Here is a 24,125-nt window from a genome sequence, read left to right as displayed (position 1 = left end):
CTGGTTGGTCCTCACCGGGCACGCCTTTCCGTCATGGCGGCAGTGTAGTCACCGCGAGATGACCATACAAATATTGCTATCCTTATGAGGATTGAAGTATTGTGCGCCACATGGACTTCACTATGGGTGAGGCCGCCACCCGCCTCCGGGGTGAACTACGGCGGCTGATTGCCGAAGAGGTCCCCGCCGACTACCTCGGCGCGTTCACCGACGATCCGGCCGATCTGGCTGTCGCTCAGCGTTTCTGCCGGGTGCTGGCCGAGCGGGGCCTGCTGTGCGCGGCCTGGCCCGCGGAGTTCGGTGGCCGCGGCGCCTCGGTGTGGGAGCAGACCGTGGTCCGCGAGGAGATGTGGGCGCACCACGAACCTCGCGGGGCGCAGTACATGGGCGTCAACTGGGTGGGCCCGACGATCATGCGGCACGGCACGGCGGAACAGCAGCGCAAGCACCTGCCGCCGATCGCGCGCGGTGAGACGATCTGGTGCCAGGGCTTCAGCGAGCCGGACTCCGGGTCCGACCTGGCCTCCTTGCGGACCAGCGCTCGACGCGACGGCGAGGGCTGGCGTATCTCCGGCCAGAAGATCTGGACCTCCTACGCCACCATGGCGCAGTGGTGTTTCCTGCTCGCGCGCACCGCGACCAGGGCGCGGAAACAGCAAGGGCTCACCGTCTTCCTGGTGCCGATGTCCGATCCGGGGATCGAGGTCCGGCCGATCCGGTCCATGCTCGGCCCGCACCACCTCAACGAGGTCTTCTTCGACGGGGTGCGCGTGACGGAAGCCGACGTGCTCGGTCGGGTCGACGAGGGCTGGTCGGTGGTGCAGGAGGTGCTCGCGTTCGAACGCGTCGGCATCGCCCGCTACGCGCGCTGTGAGCGGCTGTTGCAGGCCGCGCCGGATGTTCTCGGCCCGCGGTGGGAGACGGCTCCGGCCGAATTGCGCGGTCGCTGGGCCCGCATGCTCACCCGGGCGCGGCGGGCGCGGCTACTGGCGTATCAGGTGGTCGCGATGCAGAGCGCCGGGCGGGTCACACCGGGTGACGCCGCGGCCTACCGCATCGCGGTGACCCGGCTCGATCAGGAAAGCGCGAGTGTTCTGGCCGAACTCGCCGCCTTCGCGGGCTCGGAAGAAGAGCGCGGGCACCGGTTCCGGCGCGCGGTGGACGACCATTGGCGATACGCGAACGCCGCCACGGTCGCCTCCGGCAGTATCGAGATGCAGAAGATCCTGCTGGCGCGCTCGTTGCTGAGTGGCCCGCGCCGGGCGGGGGAGGCCGCATGACCGCCGCGTCGTTCCCGGCGGGCGGTCGGGCGATGACCATCGAACTGTGCGCCGAGGCAACGGAATACGGCAAGCAGGCCGTGCGCGCGTTGCGCGCGGCGGGCGGCGACGAGTTGGTGCGGTGGGCCGAGCGCGAGCCCGCGCGCCGCGCGCTCGTCGCGCCGGTGTTCGGCGAACTCGGCGCGTGGGAGCTGGAGCCGCGGCGCGATCCGGTCGAACTGGAAGCGGCCGCGGCGCTGTGCCGCAGCGCCGGCTACTGGGCCACGCCCTATCCGGTCGCGGAGCGGCTGGCCCGCCCCGTCGACTTGGAGGTCGACGGGTTGGTGGTGGTGTCGGAGGACGAGCCCGCCGCGGCGGTCGCGCATCTCGACCTGCGCTGGGCAGCGGTGACTCTGAACGGTTCCCGGGGCTCGGTGGTGGTGCGACCACCCCGCGCGTCCGCGCGTGAGTCGGCGTTCGTGACGGGGCTGGAGGTGTCGCCGGTGGACACCGGCGGCGGCGCCGACCTGGCGTTGGCGCTGGTGCTGCCGTGCTGGACCCTGCTCGGCATGCTCGATCGTGCCGTCGAACTCACCCGGGCCCACGTGCTGGTCCGGGAGCAGTTCGGCAAGCCGCTGGCCGAGTTCCAGTCGGTGCAGTTCCAGTTGACCGACGCCGAGGTGGAACGGCGCGGCGTGGACATGCTCGCCCGCCACGCGTTGTGGAGCATTCAAGCCGAGCGCGGCGATGCGCTGATCGACGCGTTGGCTCTGCGTTCCGCGACACTCGAGGCGGCCGAGGCCGTGTTCCGCGTCGCCCACCAATTGCACGGCGCCCTCGGCTTCTGCGACGAGTCGCCGCTGTCCTGGCTGTCGCGTTACAGCCTGCCGTTGCGCCGACTTCCGCTCGGCTCGGTCGCCACCGAGGATCTGCTGGCCCGGCTGGCGGGCCGCCGCGGCCTGACCGGATTGTTCTCCGATCCGGGGGAAGGGTGACGCCATGCGCTACGACCTGCCCGATGTGCTGACCGTGGCCTGCGAAGGGCCCGTCCGTATCGTCGTCATCGACCGCCCCGACGAGCTCAACGCGGTGAACGCCGAGTTGCACCGAGCGCTGGCCGGGGTGTGGCGGCAGCTGGCCGCGGACCAGGAGGCCGCAGTCGTGATCCTCACCGGTTCCGGCCGGGCCTTCAGCGCGGGTGGCGACCTGGAGTGGATCAGCTCCTTCGCGGACGACCCGGTCGCGCGGGACGAGAGCATTCGCGAAGGTGCCCAGATCATCGAGGAGATGCTGCGCTTCCCGCTGCCGGTGATCGCCGCGGTGAACGGCGCGGCGATGGGGCTCGGCGCCAGCCTGGCGGTGCTGTGCGACGTCGTGCTGATGTCGGATCGCGCCTACCTGGCCGACCCGCACGTGGCGGTCGGGCTGGTCGCAGGGGACGGCGGCGCCGCGTTCTGGCCGCTGCTCACCCCGATCCTTCGGACGCGGGAATTCCTGTACACCGGCGACCGGATCGATGCCGCCACCGCCGTCGAGGTCGGATTGGCGTCGCGGGTCGTCGCCGCGGACGAATTGCTCCGCGAGGCCAGGAAACTGGCCGTCCGGTTGGCCGCCCTGCCGCCGGAGGCGCTGCGCAGCACGAAACGGGTGGTGAACATGTACCTGTCCCAGGCGCTCGGTGGTCCGATGCAAGCCGGTTTCGCCGCCGAGGTGGTCACCATGCGGTCACCGGAACACCGGGACCGGCTGCTGGCGTTGCGACAGCGGGCGCGGGCACGGTGACCGGGCACGACCTCGACGGGTTCCGCGGCGAGGTCCGGGACTGGTGCCGCGCGCACGTGCCCGCCGATTGGCGGCGGTCGCAGACCGGCCCCACGGACGCGGAATTCGTCCGTTTCCAGCACGAGTGGTTCCAGCAGCTCCGCCATGCGGGATACGCGGTGCCGCATTGGCCGCGTGAATACGGCGGCGGCATGTCCATCCCGGAACAGATCGTGCTGTATCAGGAACTCGCCGCCCATGACGCGCCGCGACTGGTGCTGGCCTTCGTGGCCGTTCACCACGCGGCCGCGACGTTGCTGGCGGCGGGGACCGACGAGCAGCGGCGGCGGCATCTCCCCGCGATCCTGGACGGCGAGATCTGGGTACAAGGCTTCTCCGAACCCGGCGCCGGATCCGATCTGGCGGCATTGCGGACCAGCGCCCGCCGAGACGGTGACGGCTATGTCGTGACGGGGCAGAAAGTGTGGGCCAGCGGTGCGCAATACGCGGACTGGTGCCTGCTGCTGGCCCGCACCGACCCGGGCGCCCCGAAGCGGCGCGGCATCTCCTACTTCCTGCTGGACATGCGCAGCCCCGGCATCCAAGTGCGCCCGATCCGGCAGGCCACCGGGGAATCGCACTTCTGCGAGATCTTCCTGGACGAGGTGCGGATCCCGGCGGACGGGCTGGTCGGCGCGGAACACGCGGGTTGGCAGGTGGCGCAGCGGACGCTCGGCGCCGAGCGGGGCCTGACCATGCTGGAGCTGGCCGAACGGCTCGGCAACGCCGGATTCCGATGGCTCCTCGAAGCGTGCGAGCGAGCCGATCCCGGTGGGCGGCGAGCGGTCGACGACGCGGTGGTGGCCGATCGGCTGGCCGCGCTGGAGATCGAGATCTTCGGATTGCGCGCATTGTGCCGCGACTTGGTGGAGCGGCACGAGGCGGGCGTCGCGGGCCCGGCCGACGCTTCGGTGGTGAAGCTGTACTACAGCGAATTGTTGCAGCGGATGACGGATTTCGGCACGGAGGTCGGGGGACTGGCCGCGCACACTGTGCTGCGCAAACCGATGTCCAGCGGCTGGGAGTCGGGCGCCTGGGTGCTCGACTTCGTCGGCTCCTGGGAATGGACTATTCCGGGTGGGACCAGCGAGATCCAGCGCACCATCATCGCGGAGCGCGGGCTCGGCCTGCCCCGGGAACCGACGGGAACATGATGAGCGACGAATTCGCCGCCAGCCACGACGATTTGCGCGCGGTGGCGCGCGACCTGCTCGGCGAAGCCGATTCCGAGTCGGCGGTCGACTGGTCGCCGATCGCTCGATCGGGGTGGCTCGGTCTGGAGGCGCCCGCCGAATTCGACGGTGCCGGAGCGACTTTCGCCGAAGTCGCCGTGGTGCTCCGTGAAGTGGGCCGAGCGGTCGCCCGTGGCGCCTACCCGTCGGTGGCGGTGCTCGCCGTCGGCGCGCTCGCCTTGCTGGAGCCGAATCCGCAACGGGACGAGTTGTTTCGCGGCACCGTCGCCGGTGCGGTGGTTCCGGTTGTCGCGCTTGCGGGGGAGCGGCGGGCCGGCGCCGAGTCGTCAGGTGCGGTCTCCGCGCACGCCGATCGCACGCCGGTCGAATCGCCGTTCCGGCTGGTGACCGGTACCGGCGGCCTGCGCCTGCACGGTTGCGCCGACTTCGTGCTCGACGCGCCGGGCGCGGACCGGCTGCTCGTTCCTGCCCGCGATCCCGGCGGCGAGATCGTGCTCGCGGCAGTGGAATCCGGTGCGACCGGGTCGGTGGTCACCGCGCGACCGGTGGTCGACGCGACCCGCAGCCTCGGGCGCGTAACCGCCGACGACGTCGCGGTGGCGCCGGCGGCGGTGTGGCGATTCCGTGGCGACGGGGAGCGCGCCGTGCGGCGGTTGTACGACCGGGCGGCGGTCGCGATGGCCTGCGACAGCCTCGGACTGAGCGAGGCCATGCTCGAGGCCACCGTCGGCTACGCCGCGGTGCGCGAGCAGTTCGGCCGTCCGATCGGTTCCTTCCAGGCCGTCAAACACGCCTGCGCGGACATGCTGGTGCAGGTCACGGTGGCCCGGCAGGTGGTAGCGGCCGCCGTCCGGGCCGAGGCGACGTCGGCGCCGGACGCGGGCGACGTGGCGTCGATGGCCAAGGCGTTGAGCACCGAGACGGCGGTGCGGGTGGCGGGGAAGGCCATGCAACTGCACGGCGGCATGGGCTACACCTGGGAAAGCGGGATCCACGCGTACCTGAAGCGGGCAACGCTCGATCGTTCCCTCTTCGGTACGCCCGCCGAGCATCGGAAACGACTGGCCCGGCGATACGACTCGGCGTAGCGCCGGACAGCCGTTCGCAGGCGCCCCGGATACCGGGTCAGTCCTCCGGGGTCTCGGTGAAGCGCTGGAGGTACAGCGGCTCGCCCAGCTTCTCCACCAGGTCGAGTTCGGTCTCCAGGTAGTCGACGTGCTGCTCCTCGTCTTCGAGGATGTGCTCGAAGATGCGAGCCGAGGTCACGTCGCCGCGCGACCGCATCAACTCGATGCCCCGGCGAAGCCGTTCGACCGCTTCCAGCTCGATCTGCAGGTCGGCCCGCAATTGCTCCGGCACGCTCTGCCCGATGCGCAACGGATTGAGCTTCTGGTAGTTCGGCAGGCCGTCCAGGAAGAGAATCCGGTCGGTGAGGAGTTCGGCATGCTTCATCTCATCGATGGACTCGTGCCGAGTGTGCCGCGCCAGCTTGGTAAAGCCCCAGTTCTCCTGCATCTTGGCGTGCAGGAAGTACTGGTTGATCGCCGTGAGTTCGGCCGTCAGCTGCTCGTTGAGCAACGCCACGATGTCCTTGTCGCCGTCCATAGCTGCGATCGTGGCACAGATTGTGCGCAGCGGCAGGCAGACCGCCTGGTGTGTCGGATCAGGCGGCCGAGGGTTGCGCCTCGGTCGTCGCGCGGGCGCGGCCGATGACCTCGGCCAATCGCGCCGTGCAACTGCCGCAGCCGGGCTTCCAGCCGCAGGCGTTCTTCACTTGGCGGACACTGTCGGCCCCGGCCGCGACGCAGGTGTGCACGTCACCTTCGGACAGCGCGTTACAGATGCACACGTACATGAAGCCTCACAGCCAGGTCACCGTTTCAATGAGGTTAGCCTCGACTAACGAGGTAAGCCTCCCCTAATATATAGCATCCGGGATCGGCTGTGTGAAGCCCGGTGGGTGCGGTGTCGCCGTGTCTGGTGTCGCCGGGCGGAGCGACCTCGGGACCGTCGGCGCGGCACTGGACGCGCTGGACGGGAGAAGCCTCGGCAGGGCCCGTGGCGCTAGCTGTCGGCCAGCCGCTTCACCGCCAGCTGCCGCAGGTCACTGGACTTGATCTTCGCACTTCCGGTGAGCGCGATGTCCTCCTCGGCGAACAGCAGCACCTGTCGCGGCACCTTGTAGCTGGCCAGCCGCTCGCGCAGGAACGCGCGGACCGCGGCGGCGTCCACGGTCGCGTCCGCGTGCGGCACCACACACGCCACCACGACCTCGCCGAGCGTCTCGTGCGGTACGCCGACGGTGCGCGCGACCTTGACACCCGGGAAGCCGGCCAACGCCTCGTCGACCTCCAGCGGGGAGACATTCGCCCCGCCGGTCTTGATGATGTCGGTCAACCGCCCCTCCCAGTACAGCCGGTCCGCGTCATCGAGGTAGCCGCCGTCGCCGGTGTGGAAGTAGCCGTCGACGTCGAGCGTCTCGTCCAATGCGGTGCCGAGATAGCCGAGCATGAGTGTCGGCCCTTTGACGCAGATCTCGCCGCGCTCGCCGCGCGCCGCGACCGCGCCGGTGAGCGGGTCGACGATCTTGACGGTGTTGCCGGGCAACGGCTTGCCACTGCTGCCCGCGATCTCGTCCTCGGGTGTATCGGCCGGAAAACAGGTGGTGATGGTGAAGGTTTCGGTGTTGCCGTAGGCGTGCCCGGGCTCGGTCCAGGTGGTCGACACGCGAGGGTGCCGCGCCGCGGGCGTCCTCACGTCCACGAATCGCAGGCTGCTCAGGTCGGTCGTCGACCAGTTGGGCGCGCCTTCCAGTTGCGCCCACTGGTGCGGCCACGCGACCGGGAAGTTCACTCGCTCGGCCCGCATCAACTCCAGCGCCTCGGCGGCGTCGAAGGTTGATTGCAGCACCAGGGTGCCGCCCGCGGCCAGGGTGGCGCCGAGCGCTTGACCGAAGTTGCCGGACCAGAAGAAACCGTTGGCGGTCCAGCAGCGCACGTGGTCGTCCGGGCCGAACCCGAACATGCGCCGGAACCGCCACATCTGGATGGCGACGCCGCGGTGCGCGCTGCGGATGCCTTTCGGCTTGCTGGTGGTTCCCGAGGAGAAGAACAGCACAGCGGTATCCGCGGGTCGCACCGTGGCGGCCGTCGCCTCGATCAGTTCCTGTGCTTCGGAGTGCCCGCGAGCCAGGAACGTGTGCCAGGAGTCGATCGCCGCATCGGGCACCGGTTCGCCGACCATCGCGAGATGACGTAGGAACGGGTAGGCCGTCGAGCGCAGAGCGCCCGGCGCGGCGGTGCCGACGGCGGGTTCCAGTCCGGTCAGCACGTCGGCGAAATCTCTGTTCGCCACCGACCTTTCGAACAGCAGCATCGACACACCGGACAGCCGTAGCAGATGGTCGAGTTCCGCGGGGCTGGAAAAGGTGCTGAGGGCGACGGCCACCCCGCCGGCCAGCGACACGCCGAAGACGGCCGAGAGCCACTCCGGCCGGTTCGTCATCAGCACGCCGACCCGGCTGTCCTTGCCGATCCCGCAGGCGCGCAGAGCGCGGGCCACTTCGGTGGCGCGCTCCCACAACTCGGCATAGCTCCAGCGGACGACGCCGGTGCCGGTGTGCGCGACGAGCGCCTCGCGGTCGCCGTACCCGCGGGTGACTTCGCGCAGGAAGCCGGGCAGGGTGAGCGGTCCCAGACCCGGCTCTTCGGACAGCGGCGGCCCGGAGGCGATCGCCACGGCAGGCGCGAGGACGTCGTTGGTGTCGGTGGGCATCGCCTCTCCCGTTTCTTTCCGGTGACTGTCAGTACGGAAGCTCGACCTCGGCCGTGCAGTCCACCAATACGCCGAAGTCCTGATTGGTCAACCGCAGTTTCACCTGCACCAGCGGTACTCCCCAGACCGAATCCGCTTCCTTGCCGATGATCTCGGCGTCGAAGTAGGTCGCGTCGCCTTCGAAAGCGGGCAGGCGGAAGTCCGCCTTGCTGTGGCGGAGGATGCCGTCGTGCCCGGCCCAGTAGGAGAGGTAGTCGGTGCACCAGGCGCCCATGGTGGCGCCGTAGCCGTAGGCCCGCGCCATCCCGACCTCGCCCGCCTTGTCGGCGTCGATGTGCCCGCGGGAGGGACCGACGTACAGGCCGTCGCGCTTGCGCGGGTCGATGCGCGCGCCCTCTTCGTCGAAGGCGAACCCCTCGGTCCAGCCCGGATCCTGGTAAACCCAGGGATCATCGATGCCCGCCGGCGCGGTCCAGTGAAATGTGCCCCAGATGTTGAACAAGAAGGCGCGGTACTCGGTGGTGAAGCCGGCGATGGTGTGCGGGCCGATCACCCGGCGCGGCAGCCGATCCCCGACCTTCACTTCGTCGAAGTGCGGCGAGACCCCGGCGCGGTTGGTCAGGATCCACTCGTGCCGCAGCGACTCGATCTCGGCCAGTTCGGCGGCGGTCCAGGTCCGCACCGCGCCGAGCCGGCTGTCGTACATGCCCCGCTTGATGGCCTCCGACGCCAGATAGCGGATGGCGGTGGACCTTTCGCGGGCGACCAGCGCGCCGTGCTGATTGCGGTGGACGGTGTCGCCGCGGGAGAACATCGTCGGCCCGGCGAACTTCGTCTCCACCACCTTGTAGTCGTGGAATCGCCGGTCCTGGAACAAGGTGTCGCCGGGGCGCACCGGGCAGCCGTAGAACCACCATTCCTCGCCGCCGAAGATCAGGTGGCTGCCGGGGATGTGGCCGACGCAGGCCGGCTGTGCGCCGTGCCCGTAATCCAAAGCGACCGCGATGGATTGGGGTGCCACGATTCCGCCGTATCGCGATTCGCGAGCGAATTCCTGATCCCAATGCAGCGGATTCGGATAATCCATCGCCATCACCCAGCGGCGGATGTCGGAGGAACTGCACGGGTCCCACAGTTGGCCGCCGCCCACCGGCTTGCCGACCCGGTGGTCGACGTCGGACAGATCGAGTTCCACAGTCGATTTCATCGATTTCCTGGTCACGGGATGCTCCTGATCAACGATTCACGTCGACGACGATCCGGCCGCACACGGCGCCGTCGACGAGCCGGCCGGCCGCGGCAGCGGCCTCGCCGAGGGGGATCTCCTGGGCGATGCCGTCCAGGACGGCCGGGTCCAGGTCACGGGCGAGCCGCGCCCAGGCGTCGAGGCGCCGCTGCTTGGGCGCCATCACGCTGTCGATGCCGAACAACGTGACCCCGCGCAGGATGAACGGGGCGACCGTGGCGGGGAAGTCCATCCCCTGAGCCAGGCCGCAGGCGGCCACCGCGCCGCCGTACCGGGTCTGGGCGCACACATTGGCCAGCGTGTGACTGCCGACGGTGTCGACCACACCTGCCCAGCGCTCCTTCTGTAGCGGCTTGCCGCGCTCGGCCAGTTCGGCGCGATCCACCACGGTGCCCGCGCCCAGTTGCTGGAGGTAGGCGGTCTCGGCGGTCTTGCCGGTGGCGGCCGCGACGGCGAACCCGGCTCTGCTCAGCAGCGCGATCGCGATGCTGCCCACGCCGCCGGTCGCGCCGGTCACCAGGATCTCGCCTCCGTCGGGCCGAACGCCGTGGCGCAGCAGCGCTTCGACGCACAGGCTCGCGGTGTATCCGGCGGTGCCGATCGTCATCGCTTGTCGCGCGGTGAACTCGGCGGGCCGGGGCACCAGCCAGTCGCCGTTCACGCGGGCCCGCTGAGCGAGGCCGCCCCAGTGCGATTCTCCGACGCCCCAGCCGTTGAGGATCACGTCGTCACCCACCGACCAATCCGCGTGGCTGCTCTCGGTGACGACACCGGCGAAGTCGATGCCGGGCACCATCGGGAACGCGCGCACGACGGGAGACTTTCCGGTGATCGCCAGGGCGTCTTTGTAATTGAGGGTGGAGTAGGCGACCTCGACGGTGACGTCCCCCTCTGGCAGCGACGCTTCGTCCGCGTTCGTCAGCGTGACCTTCGGTCCCGCCTCGCCCTTCTCGATCAGAACTGCGGCAAACATGCGGAAGAATTCCCTTCCTAGAACGAGTGGGTCATTTGAGTGTATGTACAGTTTCCAATTTGGAGAATGACATTCTCTTAAGATGTTGTCATGCTTTCACCGTGGGATTCGGGTGTCAACGTGGAATCGCCGTTCGCTCATCGAGCGGTCCAGCCGCCGTCGACGACGACGGTCTGGCCGGTGACGTACCGCGCGGCGTCACCGGCCAGCCAGACGACGGCTCCGACGATGTCCTCGGCCTCCGCCTCGGTCGGCAGGGGGGTGTTGCGGCGCAGGTAAGCGGCGCCGCGCTCGTCGTCATAGAGGGTGTCGGTGATCTCGCTGCGGAAGAAGCCGGGCGCGACGGTGTTCACCCGGATCGAATACCGCGCCCATTGCACGGCGAGTTCGGCGGTGAGCCCGGACAGCCCCGCCTTGCTCGCGGCGTAGGACGCCTGCGGGATGCCGGGAACGCCGACCCGGCCGCTGATGGAGGATACGTTGACGATCGAGCCGCGACCCACCGCGCGCATGTGCGGGAACACCGCTTGGGCGAGCAGGAACGGCGCCACCAGGTTGAGTTCCAGGGTCCGGTGCACGGCGTCGAGCGGCTCGGATTCGGCCCGCTCGGTGGTGAATCGGTTCCCCGCCGCGTTGACCAGGATCTCCGGCGGCCCCAGGCCGGCGGCCACCGCGGTGACCACGGCGCCGATGCCCTGCGGCTGGGTCAGATCGCACACCACGGGGAGCCCGTCGATGCGCCCGGCGAGCTCGGTCAGCCGGTCGGCGCGGCGGGCCGCGACCGCGACGCGGGCCCCGAGCGAGGCCAGCGTTTCCGCGACCGCGGCGCCGAGCCCGGAGGATGCTCCGGTCACGATCGCCACCCTGCCGTCGAGGTCGAACAGGCGCGGGGCGCGCGCGGGCCGCGCGGTCACGGCCGCTCCCGCGTCGTGTGCCGCGCGGCGGTCGCCAGTTCGGTGAGCCGCGTTCGCTCGATCTTGCCCATGGCGTTCACCGGCAGTGCATCCACCAGGGTCCAGAACTCCGGCACTTTGTATCCGGCCAGCTCCCGTCGGCACAATCGCGCCAGGGCGTCGAGATCCACCGCGGGATCGGCGCTTTCGATCACCGCCGCGACCCTCTGGCCGAGCCGCTCGTCCGGCACCGGGCACACCGCGACCTTGGCCACGCCGGGGTGCGTCGCGATGACCCGCTCCACCTCCTGCGGGTAGACGTTCGCCCCGCCCCGGATGATGACCATCTTCTTGCGGTCCAGGACCGACAGCCTGCCTTCGGCGTCGACGGTGCCGACATCGCCGGTGGGGAGCGGGCCGGGTCGCGGCGGTCGCACTCCATCGCGCTCCCGGTAGCCCAGCATCGGCGTCCACCATCGGGCCCACGGGCCGGTGGCGGCCGCCTTCAGCCGCAGCTCGCCGAGCGAACCGGGCGGTAGCCTGCGGCCATCGTCGTCGTAGGCGGCGACGTCGTAGTGCGGCAGCACCCGGCCGCTGGCACCCGGGAACCATTCGTTGCCGGGTGGGTCGATCGAGACCACCGTCGGCGCCTCGGTCAGGCCGTAGGTGGCACGCGGCACCGGCCCGTGCGCGTCGGCGAAGGCCGCGCGAACCGAGTCGGGCGTATCGCTGCCGCCGCTCCAGACTTCGCGCAACGAGCCGAGATCGAGCCCCGGCCTGCGCGCGAGGTCGTAGAGCTGCGCGGGTGCGCCGTTCCAGACCGTGACGCGATGCTCGGCGATCCAGTCGGCCACCCCGTCGGCATCGCGGCGGTCCATGACGACCGAGCAGCCGCGGGCCTGCGCGGTGAGCAGGGTGGAAAGGACCATCAGATTGAGGATCGTCAGCGGGAAGCTGTCGCCCTTGCGCAGATCGGGCCCCCAGCCTCGCGTGGCCGTCAGCACGGCGCCGGGCAGCAGGAGGTTGCGCTGGCTGTGCACCACGGCCTTCGGCTGTCCGGAGGTGCCGCTGGTGAAGGCGATTCCGGCCGGGGCATCGATGTCGTGCTCCACCCGTGGCGCGGGTGCCGCGCGATCCAGCAGTGCCGCCCAATGATCGGGGTCGACCGTACCGGGCGGGTCCACCCGGCAGCGGGACCCGGCGAGTACGACTGCCGGTTCGCACAGGTCGTGCAGGTGCTGCTGTTCGGTCGCTGTCAGCGCCTCGCCGATGCCCGCCCACACCGCACCGATGCGTTGCGCGCCGTGGAAGGCGGCGACGATGTCCAGATCGTTGGGGAGGCAGGCCGCGACGCGATCGCCGGGGCGCACGCCGAGCGCCCAGAGCGCGCCGGCCGCGCGGTGGGCGCGATCGTCGAGTTCGACGTAGGTCCACGCACCGGAAGCGGCCTCCACCGCGGTGGCGTCGGGGTGGGAGCCGAGCGCGACGTCCAGCACCTCGGCGATCGGGCGGAGGGCACGCCGAGGGGGTGGGGCGTCAGCGTTGAAATCGTCCACAGCATCCTTGATATCACTATCCTTGCAAAGATTCATCAGATAGGCTCACGGCCGTCGCTCGGATGGCGATCCGGCGGCGGTGGAGGGTGGTGAAAGAGGCGTGGCGATGGAACATCGTGGTCCGCTGGTGGGGGTCCGGGTCGTCGATCTGACGGCGATGGTCATGGGCCCGTACTGCACGCAGATCATGGCCGACATGGGCGCGGACGTGATCAAGATAGAGCCGCCGGACGGGGACAACACCCGCTACATCTCGGTGGGCCCGGAGCGGGGGATGGGCGGCGTTTTCGTCAACGTCAACCGCGGCAAGCGCAGCGTGGTGCTGGACCTGCGATCCGAGGACGGCAAGCGATCGTTGCGCGAACTCGTCGCACAGGCCGATGTGTTCATCCACTCGATGCGCGCCTCCGCGATCGCCCGGCTGGGCTTCGCTTACGACGAGGTGGCCGCGCTCAATCCTTCGATCGTCTACACCAATTGCTACGGTTACGGCCGCCGTGGCCGGGACGCGGGCCGTACCGCTTACGACGACACCATTCAAGCCGAGTGCGGACTGCCCTTCGTGCAGGAGCGGCTCACCGGCGCCGCCGGGTACGTCGGCACCATCATGGCCGACAAGATCGCCGGGATGACCGCGCTGTACGCGACCACGATGGCGCTGTTCCACCGGGAACGCACCGGGGAGGGGCAAGAAGTCGAGGTCGCGATGTTCGAGACGATGGCCGCGTTCATGCTGGTGGAGCACGCCAACGGGGCCATGTTCGATCCCCCGCTGGGGCCCGCGGCCTACCCGCGCGCGGTGACGCCGAACCGCAAGCCCTATCGCACCGCGGACGGCTACCTGTCCGCGCTGGTCTACAACGACAAGCAGTGGACGGCATTCGTCGAGGCGGTGCGCCCGCCGTGGGCCGGGCCGGAGTTCGCCACGCTGGAGCAGCGCGCGGCCAGGATCGACATCGTCTATGCCCGTCTCGCCGAAACGTTCCGTGAGCGAACCACGGTCGAATGGCTGGAACTGCTGCGCTCGCTGGACATTCCGGCCGCACCGGTGCGGTCGCTGGACGAACTCTTCGACAATCCGCATCTCGCCGACACGGACTTCTTCGAAACCGTGGATTCACCATATGGATCGGTCCGTTTCCCCGGTCCGCCAACATGGTTCTCCCGCACTCCTGGAAGCATCGCGGGACCAGCACCCAGGCTCGGCGCCGACACCGCCGAGGTGCTCGGCGGGTTGCGCCACGCCGCCGACGACCGCCCGAACGGCCGGGTCCAGCGGTGACCGCGCTGCTCGAGCCCGCCGACCTGGACCTCAGCACGATCCTGCGGGCCGGTGACCGCATCGTGGTCGGTCAGGCATGCGGCGAGCCCGCCACTTTGATCGAGGCGCTCATCGCACAGGGCGGTGCGATCGGCGCGGTGTCGGCGTTCATCGCGACGAGCTTCTCCGGTCTGTTCACCCCGGCGGCGACCGAATCCTTCACCTTGTCCAGCATGGGCGCCATCGGCGCGCTGCGGTCGCTGACCGAGGAGCATCGGCTCGGCATCGTCCCCTGCCACGTCAGCCGGGTGGGGCCGATGATCGAAGCCGGAATCCTCGGCTGCGATGTGGCTTTCGTGCAGGTGAGTCCAGCCGACGAACACGGCGACCACAGCTTCGGCCTGGTCAGCGACCATGTGCGCGCGGCGGTGGCGGCGGCGCGCGTCGTGGTCGCCGAGGTCAACGACCAAGTGCCCTTCACGCTGGGCGAACGGCTGCCCGGCGCTCGAATCGACTACGCGGTGCGCGTTTCCCGGCCGCCGGTTCAGGTGCCGCCCGCCCGGATCGGTCCGGTCGATGAAGCGATCGCCGCGCACGCGGCGGCCTATATCGAGGACGGCGCGGTGCTGCAGATCGGGGTCGGCGCCGTACCCGACGCCGTGCTGCGCCTGCTGCACGACCGCACCGATCTCGGCGTGCATTCGGGGATGATCGGTGACGGATTGGTCGATCTGGTCGAGTCGGGCGCGATCACCAACGGGCGCAAACCTATTGATCGCGGGGTATCGGTCACCGGCGCGCTCATCGGCACCGAGCGCCTGTACCGGTTCGCCGACCGCAATGCGGCGATCCGGATGTGCGCGACCGACTACACCCACGACGCGGGCGTGCTCGCGCGACTGGAACGGCTGGTCACCATCAACTCCGCCATGGAGGTCGACCTGACCGGGCAGGTGAACGCCGAACAGAGCGGTGCGTCCTATCTCGGCGGCACAGGGGGCCAAGTGGACTTCGTCCGGGCAGGCGCTCGTTCGCCGGGCGGGCACGCGATCATCGCGCTGCCCTCCACCGCCAAAGGCGGGACGGTCAGCCGGATCACCGCAGCACTGTCCGGGCCGGTCACCACGGCGCGCAGTGACGTGGACGTGATCGTCACCGAATTCGGGGCCGCCGAACTCGCCGGACGGACGCTGGCCGAGCGCACCCGCAGACTGATCGCCGTGGCGCATCCCGATTTTCGCGACGAACTGGAGCGGGCGGCGCGCGTCGTCCAGCGGAGAGGTTTCTGATGTCCGACGCCGTTGTCTTCGACGCCCGCTCCGACGGGATCGCGATCATCACGTTGAATCGGCCGGAACGGCGCAATTGCCTGGCGCGGGACGTGCGGGAGGGGCTGTTCGACGCCTGGGACCGATTCGAGCGCGATCCCGCGTTGCGCGTCGCGATCCTGACCGGCGCGGGGCCGAAAGCGTTTTGCGCGGGAGGGGATCTCGAGGAGATGGTGGCGACCGGTATGACGGTGCCGCCGCGCGAGATGTACCCGCTGCCGTACGACACCATCGAGCTGTCCAAGCCCACTATCGCGGCGGTCAACGGCGCGGCGTTCGCCGGGGGCTGGATGATCGCCCAGGCATGCGATCTGTGTGTCGCGAGCACTACGGCGACCTTCGCGGTCACCGAGGTCAAGGTGGGTCGCAGTTCGCCGTGGGCCGCGCCGCTGATCCACATGATCCCGCAGCGGATCATGATGGAGCTGCTGCTGACCGGAAAGCCGATCGACGCGCGGCGGGCCTACGAGATCGGACTGGTGAACCGGCTGGCCGAACCCGAGGTTCTATTGGACACGGCACTCGAGCTGGCCGCCGAGATCCTCGCGGGCGCTCCGCTGTCGGTGCGGGCCGCCAGGGAGACGGTCATGCTCGCGACCGAGATGGGCCGCTCGGCCGCGTTGCAAGCCGCTCGGCACGCGTCGGTGCGCTGCTACACGAGCGAGGACGCGCAAGAGGGTCCCCGCGCGTTCGCCGAGAAGCGCAGCCCGCGCTGGACGGGCCGCTGACCCGGTCCCCCTGCGCGGTCCTCCGCTTGACCCAGCCGGAAGAACCATGCTACGCATGTGCACAGCATGCTGAGCGAGTGCTCAATCTACGCCCCGGGCGGCGCCGGTCGGCGCGACATCGGCGTTGTGCGATCCCCATTGATCAGGAGTGTGCGTCATGGCCGTATCCCCACTGTCCGAGTCGCCGAAGACGGCCACCTGCGTGGCGACCGTCTTGTTGGACGGCGCGCAGTCCACCATCGACGTGCGCCCCGACGAGACGGTGCTGGAAGCCGCGAAGCGAGCCGGGCTCAACCCGCCGTTCGCCTGTGAGGAGGGCAATTGCGGCACCTGTATGGCGCGGCTCGTCGCGGGCCGCGTCGAGATGCGGGTGAACGACGCGTTGACCGACGAGGACGTGGCCGACGGTTACGTGCTCACCTGTCAGTCCGTTCCGCAGACCCCTTCGGTGACAGTCGATTACGCATGATCGGTGCTGCGGCGCGACTTCCCCTGCGGTGCAACGATTCCGCTGGTCCGCCGGATCCGGCGAATGTCCACCGGTTCGGCGTCGATCTCCTATGCGGTGTCGGGCCGGGCCGGGGTCGATCCGTCCCCAGTCGTCGTCGCACCAGCCCTCCCGGGCGGGGCCGCCGAAGCGGCGGTCCCGCCGTCCCGGGTCATCGGCCGTGCTCGACCTGGTTGAACGGGACGTCGCGATCGGCGGCGAACTCGCGGGGCATGCCGAGCACGCGCTCGCTGATGACGTTGCGCGCCATCTCGGTGCTGCCGCCCGCCAGGCTCCACGCCGAGCGGAACAGGTAGTCGAGGCCGACCTCGGTCGTGTCGGCCGCGTCCCCGGGGCTGTGGGTAGCCGCGGTGGGCCCGGCGATGCGTACCGCGAGATCCGTTTGCAGCCAGGCGTTCTCGGCGGTGAACAGCCGGGTGATGGCGCCGGCGGAGGGTGGCAGCTCGCCGCTGGCGATCGCCCGCGAGATGTGCGCGATGAGCTGGTCGCGTACCACGTTCATGGCCCGCGCCTCGCCGATGTCCTCCCTGGTGCGCGGGTCGTTCCACTGGCCGGTGGCGCGGGCGAGCTCGAGCAACCGGCCGGCCTCGCCGCCCAGATGCGGGCGTGCGCCGCTGGTGTACGGCGAGGTGCCGCCCAGTGCGGCCCGCTCGTGGTAGAGCAGCCGGGACGCGGCGTCCCAGCCACCGTCCACCTGGCCGAGCACCGCCTCCTCGGGCAGCGCGACGTCGTCGAAGAACTCCTGGCAGAACTCGGTCGAGCCGGTCACCTGTTTGATCCGCTGCACCGTCACGCCTTCGGCGCGCACCGGCACCAGGAACATGGTGAGCCCGCGGTGCTTGGTGACATCCCAGTTGGTTCGAGCCAGGCACAGGCCGTAGTCGGCGGCGTAGGCGCCGGAGCTCCAGATCTTGGATCCGTTGAGGATCCAGCGATCGCCGTCGCGCTCCGCGCGGGTGGTGAGCCCGGCCAGATCCGACCCGCCGCGCGGCTCGGACAGGAACTGCGCCAGGATCTCCTCGCCGCGCAGCACGGCGGGCAGGTGCGCGCGCTTCTGCTCCTCGGTGCCGAGATCGAGCAGGCTCGCCGCGCAGATGGCCAGCGTCGGCACGTTGAGCAGCAGCGGCATCTCGTAGGGAAGCGATTCCTCGGTGAACGCCCGCTGGTGGGCGGCGGTGAGGCCGAGTCCGCCGTACTCCGCGGGGAAGCAGATCCCGGCGAAGCCGCCGTCGTGGAGAATCCGTTGCAGTTGCCGGGCGCGGTCCCACGCCTCCTCGGTGTCGGACTTGTATTCCGCGGCGGAGGCCGGGGGCAGGTTGTCGCGCAACCAGGTCCGCGCACGTGCGCGGAAGTCTTCGACGGGCTCCAGATCCGTGGTCATAGCGTCGGTGCCTTCCAAGCGAGTTCGATTCGGTTCACGCGGCTGCGGTGTCGAGCAGATCGGTGATGTGGCGCCGGTGCTCTTCGGGAGTGCCGTAGAGAGCGCGGCCCAGGGTGATGCGGCGCAGATACAGGTGCAGGTCGTGTTCCCAGGTGACGCCGATGCCGCCGTGCAGCTGCACACAGTCCTGGGCGATCACGGGGGCCTTCGCTCCCACATACGACTTCGCGATGCTGATCGCCTCCTCCGCGCTCGCCGGGTCGTCGTCCCAGGCCGCCGCGGCGGCGGTCGCGGTGGCTCGGCACGCTTCCAGCCACGTCTTGTTGTCGGCCATCCGGTGCTTGAGCGCCTGGTAGGAGGCCAGTTGCCTGCCGAAGGTGTAGCGGTCGAACAACCAGGTCGACGTCGCGGCCAGCGCGGTGTCGGTGGCGCCGACCATCTCGGCGGCGGTGAGCGCGGCCGCCGTGCGCGCCTGCGCTCGGATCGCGTCGGCGGCGCCCGCGCCCACCTGCACGGCGTGGGCGGGCACCGCGACGTCCTCGAACATCACACGCGCGGTGCGGCGGACGAGATCCAGGGTCCACGCCGGTGTGACGCTCACGCCCGGGGTGTCTGCGGGCACCAGCAGCTGGACCGGGCCGTCGGCGCTCTCGGCGGTTACCAGGAACAGGTCTGCCTGGTCGGCCGACTCCACGCGGTCTTTCACACCGTTGAGCCGGTAACCGCGGCCGTCGGGTTCGGCCCTGGTGCGCGCGGCCCGGCCGGAGCCGGGGGAGAGAGCGTCGAAGCCTCGGCCCGGTTCGTAGACCGCCCACGTGGCGATCGTCTCGCCTGCGGCGATGGCGGTGAGGGCTTCGGCGAAACGACTCGCCTCCGAGGTGAGCCCGGCCAGGACCGCGTTGGTCGTGACGAACGGCCCTGGCGCGCAGGCGCGACCCAGTTCTGCGGCCACCAAGGCGAGCTCGGTCATCGGCCGCCCGGAAACCGTTCCGCCACCGAATTCTTCGGGCACCAGCATGGCCGTCCATCCCAGTTCCGCGCCGCGCTGCCACCAGGTCCGGTCGAATCCCGTTCCGGACGCGCCGAGCGCTCGCACGGTACCCACCGGGACGGTGCGCGCGAGGAAATCACGGGTGGTCGACTGGAAAAACCGCTGATCGGCGGCAGGATCGAGGCTCATGGTTCCGGTCCTTCGGTTGACTCGCAGCGCTGGATATGGAAATCTCATACTCACAGATGAGAGGCATATTCTCAATCACGGAAGTCGACCGGCAAATCACGCTGTTGGCGATGCCGGCCGGGCGTCGAAGGGATCGTCGAGTGGTGAAAAACTTCCAGGATCTGGACTTCTTCCTCGGGCAGGAACTGGTCGCCGATCCGTATCCGTACTTCGACGCGCTGCGCGAGCAGTGCCCGGTGACGCGCGAGAAGCACCACGACGTGATGATGGTGACCGGCTACGAGGAGGCGCTCGAGGTCTACAACGACGTCGAACGGTTCTCCTCCTGCATCTCGGTCACCGGTCCGTTCCCCGGATTCCCGGTACCGCTGGAGGGGGCGACCGACGTCGACGCCCTCATCGCCGAGCATCGGGACACGCTGCCGATGAGCGACCAGCTGCCGACCCTCGACCCGCCGGTGCACACCGATCACCGCGCCTTACTGATGCGGTTGATCACCCCGAAACGCCTGAAGGAGAACGAGCAGGCGATGTGGGCGATCGCCGACCGGATGCTCGATCAGTACCTGGCCGAGGGCAAGGGGGACTGCATGCGCGAATTCGCGGGCCCCTTCACGCTCTACGTGATCGCCGACCTGCTGGGTGTGCCCGAGGACGATCAGGAGGCGTTCCTGCAGGCGCTGCAACGCGATCCGCACCGCGAGGGCTCCAGCGTCGGCAGCACCGCGGGGGAGAACATGTCGCACAACCCCATCGAATTCCTCTACGCCAAGTTCTCCGAGTACGTCGCGGATCGCAGGACCAACCCGCGGGACGACGTGCTGACCAGCATGGCCACCGCGACGTTCCCGGACGGGCGCGAGCCCGAGGTGCTCGATGTGGTCCGGGTGGCGGCGAACCTCTTCTCGGCGGGTCAGGAGACCACCGTCCGGCTGCTCAGTTCGGCGCTGAAGATACTGGCCGAGCGCCCCGACATCCAGCAGTACCTGCGCGAGGACCGTAGCCGCATCCAGAACTTCATCGAGGAGTGCCTCCGGATGGAGAGCCCGGTCAAGGGCGATTTCCGGCTGGCCAAGGTGTCCACGACGGTCGGCGGGACCGAGGTGCCCGCGGGCACGGTGCTGATGGTGGTCAACGGCGCCGCGAACCGGGACCCGCGCCGATTCGACGACCCCACCACCTTCGCGGCGGAACGCTCCAATGCTCGCTCGCACTTGGCTTTCGGGCGCGGAGTGCACACCTGCCCCGGTGCGCCGCTGGCGCGGGCCGAAGCGCGGGTCGCCATCGAACGGCTGCTCGAGCGCACCACCGGCTTCCGGATCGACGAGAGCGTGCACGGCCCCGAGGGCGCGCGCGACTACCGCTATCTGCCGACGTTCATCCTGCGCGGGCTCACCTCGCTGCATCTGGAGTTCGACGTCGCGGAGGGCGTGGGCCGATGAAGGTCACCGTCGACGAGGATCGTTGCCGGGGGCACGGCGTGTGTCTCGGTCTGTGCCCGGAGGTGTTCTCCTTGACCGACGACGGCTACGCCGAAGCCACCGTCGCCGACGTACCCGCGCACCTCGAGGCGCAGGTGCACGAAGCGGTGCAGTCCTGTCCCGAACAGGCCATCGTCGTCGAGTGAGCGTTGGCGCGCGCGGATCCCGCCCCTGAGATATCGGCGGTGCGCAGCGGCTGAGACGAGTTGTCCGGCCCAAGAGGCTTGTTCGGCACGTGAGAGATAGGCAGGCGTTGCGGGATGGGGTCCGCGGCCTGCGATCACACCGCGGAATCCAGCATACGGGCCGACGCGAGTGCAGCGCGCAGTGGTGGTGCCACCGCCGCGGCGATGTGACCCTGGCATCGACGTCTTCGGCCGCACCGCCTTCTCGGCACCAGACGGCGGTGTCGGCTCGCTGATCAGTTGCGGTCGGTCGCGGGTATGCCCGCGTCGATGGCGGCGTCCAATATCCCCATTGCACTACCCAATTCGGCGACGAGCGCGCGAGTCACTGCCACATCCTTGCGGAGGAACTCTCCCACCGAGGCGCGGAATACCTCGACCCCGCCCTTCCCCGCGACGCTGCTGACGGCGCGGCCACCGCTGCTGCCGTGCGGTAGGGCGGCGAGCAGGGTGGCCTCGTCCACACCGAGTTGGCCGCCGAGCCGGACCGCATCGGCGACCAGCCCGATCTGCGCCGCGAACAGCGCGTTGTTCACCAGCTTCACCCGCTGCCCCGCGCCGAGTGGGCCGAGGTGCAGGACCGGGTCGGCGTAAGCCGCCACCACGGGCCGCGCACGGCGCACCGCCTCGTCGGTACCGCCGAGAAAGACGGTGAGCTCACCCGTGGCGATGTTGTGCGGTCCGCCGCTCACCGGCGCGTCCACCACCTCGACCGTCGGGGCGGCCGCCGCGATTTCGGCCACCGTCGCGGGACTGCCGGTCGTGTGCACGATCAGCACGGCCGCGCGCGGCAGCTCACGCAGCAGGGCGCCGCCGAGGCATACCTCGTGGACCTGATCGTCGGTGAAAACGCACACCACCACGGCCTCCGCGGCGTCGGCGGCCTCGGCGACGGTCGCGACCGGCTCGGCCCCGATCTCGGCGAGGGCCGCGCGCGATTCGGCGGAGCGCCCGACCGCCCGGACGGCGTGCCCGGCCGACACCGGTCGCCCGATCATCGGGCGGCCCATCCGCCCGGCTCCCACGAAACCGATGCGCACGTCAGCGTTGCCGGTCCATCAGCGCGAGCGTCGCGTCGGCAGCGCCGAGCACGATCCCCGGGGCCACTCCCGCCGCGGCGGCCAGCTCGGCGACCAGGCCGACGTCCTTGCGCAGCAGATCGCCGGCATGCGCGGCCAACTGATCCACAGTGCCGCCCGCGGCGACGATCCGTTCCAGCGCGAAACTGTTCGCGGTGCCGTGCGTGATGACTTCGCCGAGTTGTTCGGGCGTGATGCCGAGCCCTCGGCCGAGCGCGAGCGTGGCGGCGGCGGTGGCGAGATTCGCGGTGAACAACAGGTTGTTCAGCAGTTTGGTGGCTTGACCGGAGCCCAGCTCGCCCAGGTGGACGATCGGGTTCGCGTAGGTCTCGAACACCGGTCGGCTGCGCTCGACGGCCTCGGTGGCACCGCCTGCCATGACCAGCAGCCTGCCCTCCGCCGCGGCGGGCCCACCGCCGCTGACCGGCGCGTCGATCACCGTGACCCGGTGCGGCGCAGCGAGATCGGCCAGCTCCCGGCAGGTGCCCGGGTGCACGGTGGAGTGCACGGCGATGATCGACCCCGGCGTAAGGCCTGCCAGGACGCCGTCGGGTCCGGTGACCACCTCGCGCACGTCGGCATCGCCGACCACGCACAGACAGACCAGATCGCTGCGTGCGGCCAGGGCAGCGGGGGATTCGGCCGTCACGGCCGCCGTGCCCGCGAACGGCTCCAGCGAGGCGGGGCGGCGCGCCCACAAGGTGGTCGGGTAGCCGCCTTCGATGATGCGGCGCGCCATCGGCGCGCCCTGACTGCCCAGCCCGATGAACCCCACACGCATCAGCGCACCTCCTCGGTGACGATCTCCGGCGCGGGAGCGGGCCGGTAGAAGGCGGTCAGCAGTCCCACCGTCGCCAGCACCGCCATACCGAGTGCGATGCCGCCACCGGCCCAACCGGTGATCTCGACGCCCGCCGCGTGGTCGAGCGACAGCCATCCGGGCCCGAGCAGGCCCAGCGCCAGCGCGACCACGGCCAGCACGAGGACGTACTCGTAGCCTTCCTTGAAGACGAAGAATCCGTTGGCGCGGTGCGCGAGCAGTCCGGCGACGAGCATGACCGAGATGATCGCCGCGGCGGCGAACGGCGTGAGCAGCCCGAGCACGAGCAGTGCGCCCGCGCCGAGCTCGGTAACCACGCTCAGCCAGGCCTGCAGGACGCCGTTGCGCAGCCCCAGCCCGCTGAACCACCGCGCCGTCCCCGCGATCCGGCCGCCGCCGATCCAGTGATTGACGCCGTGCGCGATCATGGTGACTCCCACCACCAGCCGCAACAGCAGCAGCGCGACATCGGTGACCTCCATGGCCTCACCTTTCTGGTCGCGCGTGCGCGCGCCCGTCCAATTGAATTGCGGGACCGGTGAATTCGCCGGTGCGGGCCGCGACGACGCACTCTTCGGCGAAGGCGAGCGCCTTGAGGTGGTATGCCGCCGCCGTGTACCCCAGGCTGGTGTTGTGCCCGGTGTTGGGTTGCTGATTGAGCACCACCCGCGGCGCCGCGCCGAACAGCGCCGCGATGGCGGTCAGCTCCTCGATGTCGTTGCGCCACACCGTTTCGTGATCACCCGCGGTGAATCGCACCGGGATCCGCACCCGCGCGGCCAAGCGCGGGAAATCCCGATCGGCCCACTCGGTGACGATGGTGGCCTCCAGCCGCGGGCCGGGGACGGCGATCGAGGCGCCGCCCACCAGGTCGGGGGGATACAACCGCCGCGGTCGCCACAGCAGCGCGCCGAGTCCGGCGGGCCGGGTGCCTTCCGGCCGCGGACTCCACAGCACCTTCTGGGCTTCGGGATGGTGTGTGCGGCCGGTGCCCGCCAACTCGAGGCCGAGCAGCTCGCTGCCGCGTTCGTCACCGGCCATGCGCAGGGCCAGTTCGCATCCCGCCGAGTGCGCCAGCACGAAGACGCCCGCCCCGCGTGGACGGCCGGCGAGCTGCGCTTCGACGGCCCCGAACATCAGATCGACGCGGCGCTGCGGCGGGAGGAGTTCGTCGGCGAACGGACCCGAGGCGCCGTATCCGGGCCGGTCCAGCGCCAGCACCGTGTATCCCAGCCGGAGGCCGAGCCGCAGGAGGGAAAGCTCCGGATGCCCGGGGCAGTCGAAGTACGCCGAGGTGGTGGCGCCACCGTGCAGGGCGACCACCACCGCGCGGGGCGCGGGCGCCTCGGCCAGCAGCCCCGACACCGGGATGCCGTCGACGTCGGCGACCACGGGCAGCGGTGCCGTGTCGTCGAGGCGGCCGAGGTCGGATTCGGTGAGTGTCATGGCGTGCCCATCG

The 24,125-nt window shown here is 70.1% G+C and carries 24 protein-coding genes; 11 read left to right on the top strand and 13 right to left on the bottom strand.

Annotated features, from left to right (window positions below; genetic code table 11):
* Positions 1-110: 110 nt before the first annotated feature.
* Genes ABZ420_RS28215 through ABZ420_RS28195 form a run of 5 tightly spaced genes read left to right on the top strand, consistent with a single transcriptional unit; the run spans position 111 to position 5,361 of the window.
* Positions 111-1,280 (top strand): acyl-CoA dehydrogenase family protein, encoded by a 1,170-nt coding sequence (locus ABZ420_RS28215; protein WP_357128763.1) that lies wholly within the window; start codon positions 111-113, stop codon positions 1,278-1,280.
* 32 nt (positions 1,281-1,312) lie between these two features.
* Positions 1,313-2,254: an acyl-CoA dehydrogenase family protein gene (locus ABZ420_RS28210; protein ID WP_357128814.1), complete on the top strand. Its 942-nt coding sequence runs from the start codon at positions 1,313-1,315 to the stop codon at positions 2,252-2,254.
* Positions 2,255-2,258: 4 nt separating this feature from the next.
* Positions 2,259-3,041 (top strand): enoyl-CoA hydratase/isomerase family protein, encoded by a 783-nt coding sequence (locus ABZ420_RS28205; protein ID WP_357128760.1) that lies wholly within the window; start codon positions 2,259-2,261, stop codon positions 3,039-3,041.
* Positions 3,038-4,234 (top strand): acyl-CoA dehydrogenase family protein, encoded by a 1,197-nt coding sequence (locus ABZ420_RS28200; protein WP_357128757.1) that lies wholly within the window; start codon positions 3,038-3,040, stop codon positions 4,232-4,234. The genes ABZ420_RS28205 and ABZ420_RS28200 overlap by 4 nt, the downstream gene beginning before the upstream one ends.
* Complete coding sequence (locus ABZ420_RS28195) at positions 4,231-5,361, top strand: acyl-CoA dehydrogenase family protein (protein ID WP_357128754.1); 1,131 nt, start codon at positions 4,231-4,233, stop codon at positions 5,359-5,361. Before ABZ420_RS28200 ends, ABZ420_RS28195 begins: the two co-directional genes overlap by 4 nt.
* A 37-nt stretch (positions 5,362-5,398) precedes the next feature.
* Here the strand turns inward: ABZ420_RS28195 and bfr are convergent, their stop codons facing one another.
* The 7 genes from bfr to ABZ420_RS28160 form a co-directional block, all read right to left on the bottom strand.
* Complete coding sequence (gene bfr / locus ABZ420_RS28190) at positions 5,399-5,878, bottom strand: bacterioferritin (protein ID WP_062967666.1); 480 nt, start codon at positions 5,876-5,878, stop codon at positions 5,399-5,401.
* A 58-nt stretch (positions 5,879-5,936) separates the two neighbouring features.
* Positions 5,937-6,128, bottom strand: coding sequence for a (2Fe-2S)-binding protein (locus tag ABZ420_RS28185; protein ID WP_040871767.1), 192 nt, complete (start codon positions 6,126-6,128; stop codon positions 5,937-5,939).
* A 209-nt stretch (positions 6,129-6,337) separates the two neighbouring features.
* On the bottom strand, positions 6,338-8,047 hold the full coding sequence (locus ABZ420_RS28180) for a class I adenylate-forming enzyme family protein (protein ID WP_357128751.1): 1,710 nt from the start codon (positions 8,045-8,047) through the stop codon (positions 6,338-6,340).
* Between the two features lie 28 nt (positions 8,048-8,075).
* Positions 8,076-9,269, bottom strand: a complete 1,194-nt coding sequence (locus tag ABZ420_RS28175; RefSeq protein WP_357128748.1) for a MaoC family dehydratase N-terminal domain-containing protein — start codon at positions 9,267-9,269, stop codon at positions 8,076-8,078.
* Between the two features lie 13 nt (positions 9,270-9,282).
* Positions 9,283-10,266 (bottom strand): MDR family oxidoreductase, encoded by a 984-nt coding sequence (locus ABZ420_RS28170; RefSeq protein WP_357128745.1) that lies wholly within the window; start codon positions 10,264-10,266, stop codon positions 9,283-9,285.
* A 137-nt stretch (positions 10,267-10,403) separates the two neighbouring features.
* The gene (locus tag ABZ420_RS28165; protein WP_357128742.1) at positions 10,404-11,180 is read right to left on the bottom strand and encodes an SDR family oxidoreductase; all 777 of its coding nucleotides are present in this window, start codon (positions 11,178-11,180) and stop codon (positions 10,404-10,406) included.
* Complete coding sequence (locus ABZ420_RS28160) at positions 11,177-12,715, bottom strand: class I adenylate-forming enzyme family protein (RefSeq protein WP_357128739.1); 1,539 nt, start codon at positions 12,713-12,715, stop codon at positions 11,177-11,179. Before ABZ420_RS28160 ends, ABZ420_RS28165 begins: the two co-directional genes overlap by 4 nt.
* Before the next feature lie 106 nt (positions 12,716-12,821).
* Here ABZ420_RS28160 and ABZ420_RS28155 point away from each other — a divergent pair, with 106 nt between their 5' ends.
* From ABZ420_RS28155 to ABZ420_RS28140, 4 genes are all read left to right on the top strand, one after another.
* Positions 12,822-13,997, top strand: coding sequence for a CoA transferase (locus ABZ420_RS28155; RefSeq protein ID WP_357128736.1), 1,176 nt, complete (start codon positions 12,822-12,824; stop codon positions 13,995-13,997).
* Positions 13,994-15,265, top strand: coding sequence for an acetyl-CoA hydrolase/transferase C-terminal domain-containing protein (locus tag ABZ420_RS28150; RefSeq protein WP_357128733.1), 1,272 nt, complete (start codon positions 13,994-13,996; stop codon positions 15,263-15,265). The genes ABZ420_RS28155 and ABZ420_RS28150 overlap by 4 nt, the downstream gene beginning before the upstream one ends.
* On the top strand, positions 15,265-16,032 hold the full coding sequence (locus ABZ420_RS28145) for an enoyl-CoA hydratase-related protein (RefSeq protein ID WP_357128730.1): 768 nt from the start codon (positions 15,265-15,267) through the stop codon (positions 16,030-16,032). The genes ABZ420_RS28150 and ABZ420_RS28145 overlap by 1 nt, the downstream gene beginning before the upstream one ends.
* Before the next feature lie 157 nt (positions 16,033-16,189).
* Positions 16,190-16,501, top strand: a complete 312-nt coding sequence (locus ABZ420_RS28140) for a 2Fe-2S iron-sulfur cluster-binding protein (protein ID WP_357128727.1) — start codon at positions 16,190-16,192, stop codon at positions 16,499-16,501.
* Between the two features lie 190 nt (positions 16,502-16,691).
* Here ABZ420_RS28140 and ABZ420_RS28135 read toward each other — a convergent pair whose 3' ends face one another.
* Positions 16,692-17,921: an acyl-CoA dehydrogenase family protein gene (locus ABZ420_RS28135; RefSeq protein WP_357128724.1), complete on the bottom strand. Its 1,230-nt coding sequence runs from the start codon at positions 17,919-17,921 to the stop codon at positions 16,692-16,694.
* Positions 17,922-17,955: 34 nt separating this feature from the next.
* Positions 17,956-19,101, bottom strand: coding sequence for an acyl-CoA dehydrogenase family protein (locus ABZ420_RS28130; protein ID WP_357128721.1), 1,146 nt, complete (start codon positions 19,099-19,101; stop codon positions 17,956-17,958).
* A 140-nt stretch (positions 19,102-19,241) separates the two neighbouring features.
* Here ABZ420_RS28130 and ABZ420_RS28125 point away from each other — a divergent pair, with 140 nt between their 5' ends.
* Both ABZ420_RS28125 and ABZ420_RS28120 read left to right on the top strand, forming a co-directional pair.
* Positions 19,242-20,543, top strand: a complete 1,302-nt coding sequence (locus ABZ420_RS28125) for a cytochrome P450 (RefSeq protein ID WP_357128718.1) — start codon at positions 19,242-19,244, stop codon at positions 20,541-20,543.
* On the top strand, positions 20,540-20,728 hold the full coding sequence (locus tag ABZ420_RS28120) for a ferredoxin (protein WP_357128715.1): 189 nt from the start codon (positions 20,540-20,542) through the stop codon (positions 20,726-20,728). Before ABZ420_RS28125 ends, ABZ420_RS28120 begins: the two co-directional genes overlap by 4 nt.
* Positions 20,729-21,003: 275 nt before the next feature.
* Here ABZ420_RS28120 and ABZ420_RS28115 read toward each other — a convergent pair whose 3' ends face one another.
* Genes ABZ420_RS28115 through ABZ420_RS28100 form a run of 4 tightly spaced genes read right to left on the bottom strand, consistent with a single transcriptional unit; the run spans position 21,004 to position 24,112 of the window.
* Positions 21,004-21,807, bottom strand: coding sequence for an NAD(P)-binding domain-containing protein (locus ABZ420_RS28115; RefSeq protein ID WP_357128712.1), 804 nt, complete (start codon positions 21,805-21,807; stop codon positions 21,004-21,006).
* A 1-nt stretch (position 21,808) separates the two neighbouring features.
* Positions 21,809-22,627 (bottom strand): NAD(P)-dependent oxidoreductase, encoded by an 819-nt coding sequence (locus ABZ420_RS28110; RefSeq protein WP_357128708.1) that lies wholly within the window; start codon positions 22,625-22,627, stop codon positions 21,809-21,811.
* Positions 22,627-23,148: a DoxX family protein gene (locus tag ABZ420_RS28105; protein WP_357128705.1), complete on the bottom strand. Its 522-nt coding sequence runs from the start codon at positions 23,146-23,148 to the stop codon at positions 22,627-22,629. Before ABZ420_RS28105 ends, ABZ420_RS28110 begins: the two co-directional genes overlap by 1 nt.
* A gap of 4 nt (positions 23,149-23,152) precedes the next feature.
* Entirely contained in the window at positions 23,153-24,112 is a 960-nt protein-coding gene (locus tag ABZ420_RS28100) for an alpha/beta fold hydrolase (protein ID WP_357128702.1), read from the bottom strand.
* Positions 24,113-24,125: the final 13 nt, after the last annotated feature.

This window comes from Nocardia sp. NPDC005745 (assembly GCF_040630775.1).
Lineage (GTDB): Bacteria > Actinomycetota > Actinomycetes > Mycobacteriales > Mycobacteriaceae > Nocardia.
This window is presented reverse-complemented; position numbering and strand designations above follow the sequence as displayed.

What these genes read in the sequence shown, in the direction of transcription:
- ABZ420_RS28110 (WP_357128708.1), bottom strand. Translation starts at nt 22,627, where the DNA reads ATGCGTGTGGGGTTCATCGGGCTGGGCAGTCAGGGCGCGCCGATGGCG.
- ABZ420_RS28210 (WP_357128814.1), top strand. Translation starts at nt 1,313, where the DNA reads ATGACCATCGAACTGTGCGCCGAGGCAACGGAATACGGCAAGCAGGCC.
- ABZ420_RS28130 (WP_357128721.1), bottom strand. Translation starts at nt 19,101, where the DNA reads ATGAGCCTCGATCCTGCCGCCGATCAGCGGTTTTTCCAGTCGACCACC.
- ABZ420_RS28100 (WP_357128702.1), bottom strand. Translation starts at nt 24,112, where the DNA reads ATGACACTCACCGAATCCGACCTCGGCCGCCTCGACGACACGGCACCG.
- ABZ420_RS28215 (WP_357128763.1), top strand. Translation starts at nt 111, where the DNA reads ATGGACTTCACTATGGGTGAGGCCGCCACCCGCCTCCGGGGTGAACTA.
- ABZ420_RS28185 (WP_040871767.1), bottom strand. Translation starts at nt 6,128, where the DNA reads ATGTACGTGTGCATCTGTAACGCGCTGTCCGAAGGTGACGTGCACACC.
- ABZ420_RS28170 (WP_357128745.1), bottom strand. Translation starts at nt 10,266, where the DNA reads ATGTTTGCCGCAGTTCTGATCGAGAAGGGCGAGGCGGGACCGAAGGTC.
- bfr (WP_062967666.1), bottom strand. Translation starts at nt 5,878, where the DNA reads ATGGACGGCGACAAGGACATCGTGGCGTTGCTCAACGAGCAGCTGACG.
- ABZ420_RS28195 (WP_357128754.1), top strand. Translation starts at nt 4,231, where the DNA reads ATGATGAGCGACGAATTCGCCGCCAGCCACGACGATTTGCGCGCGGTG.
- ABZ420_RS28205 (WP_357128760.1), top strand. Translation starts at nt 2,259, where the DNA reads ATGCGCTACGACCTGCCCGATGTGCTGACCGTGGCCTGCGAAGGGCCC.
- ABZ420_RS28155 (WP_357128736.1), top strand. Translation starts at nt 12,822, where the DNA reads ATGGAACATCGTGGTCCGCTGGTGGGGGTCCGGGTCGTCGATCTGACG.
- ABZ420_RS28135 (WP_357128724.1), bottom strand. Translation starts at nt 17,921, where the DNA reads ATGACCACGGATCTGGAGCCCGTCGAAGACTTCCGCGCACGTGCGCGG.
- ABZ420_RS28120 (WP_357128715.1), top strand. Translation starts at nt 20,540, where the DNA reads ATGAAGGTCACCGTCGACGAGGATCGTTGCCGGGGGCACGGCGTGTGT.
- ABZ420_RS28140 (WP_357128727.1), top strand. Translation starts at nt 16,190, where the DNA reads ATGGCCGTATCCCCACTGTCCGAGTCGCCGAAGACGGCCACCTGCGTG.
- ABZ420_RS28180 (WP_357128751.1), bottom strand. Translation starts at nt 8,047, where the DNA reads ATGCCCACCGACACCAACGACGTCCTCGCGCCTGCCGTGGCGATCGCC.
- ABZ420_RS28145 (WP_357128730.1), top strand. Translation starts at nt 15,265, where the DNA reads ATGTCCGACGCCGTTGTCTTCGACGCCCGCTCCGACGGGATCGCGATC.
- ABZ420_RS28105 (WP_357128705.1), bottom strand. Translation starts at nt 23,148, where the DNA reads ATGGAGGTCACCGATGTCGCGCTGCTGCTGTTGCGGCTGGTGGTGGGA.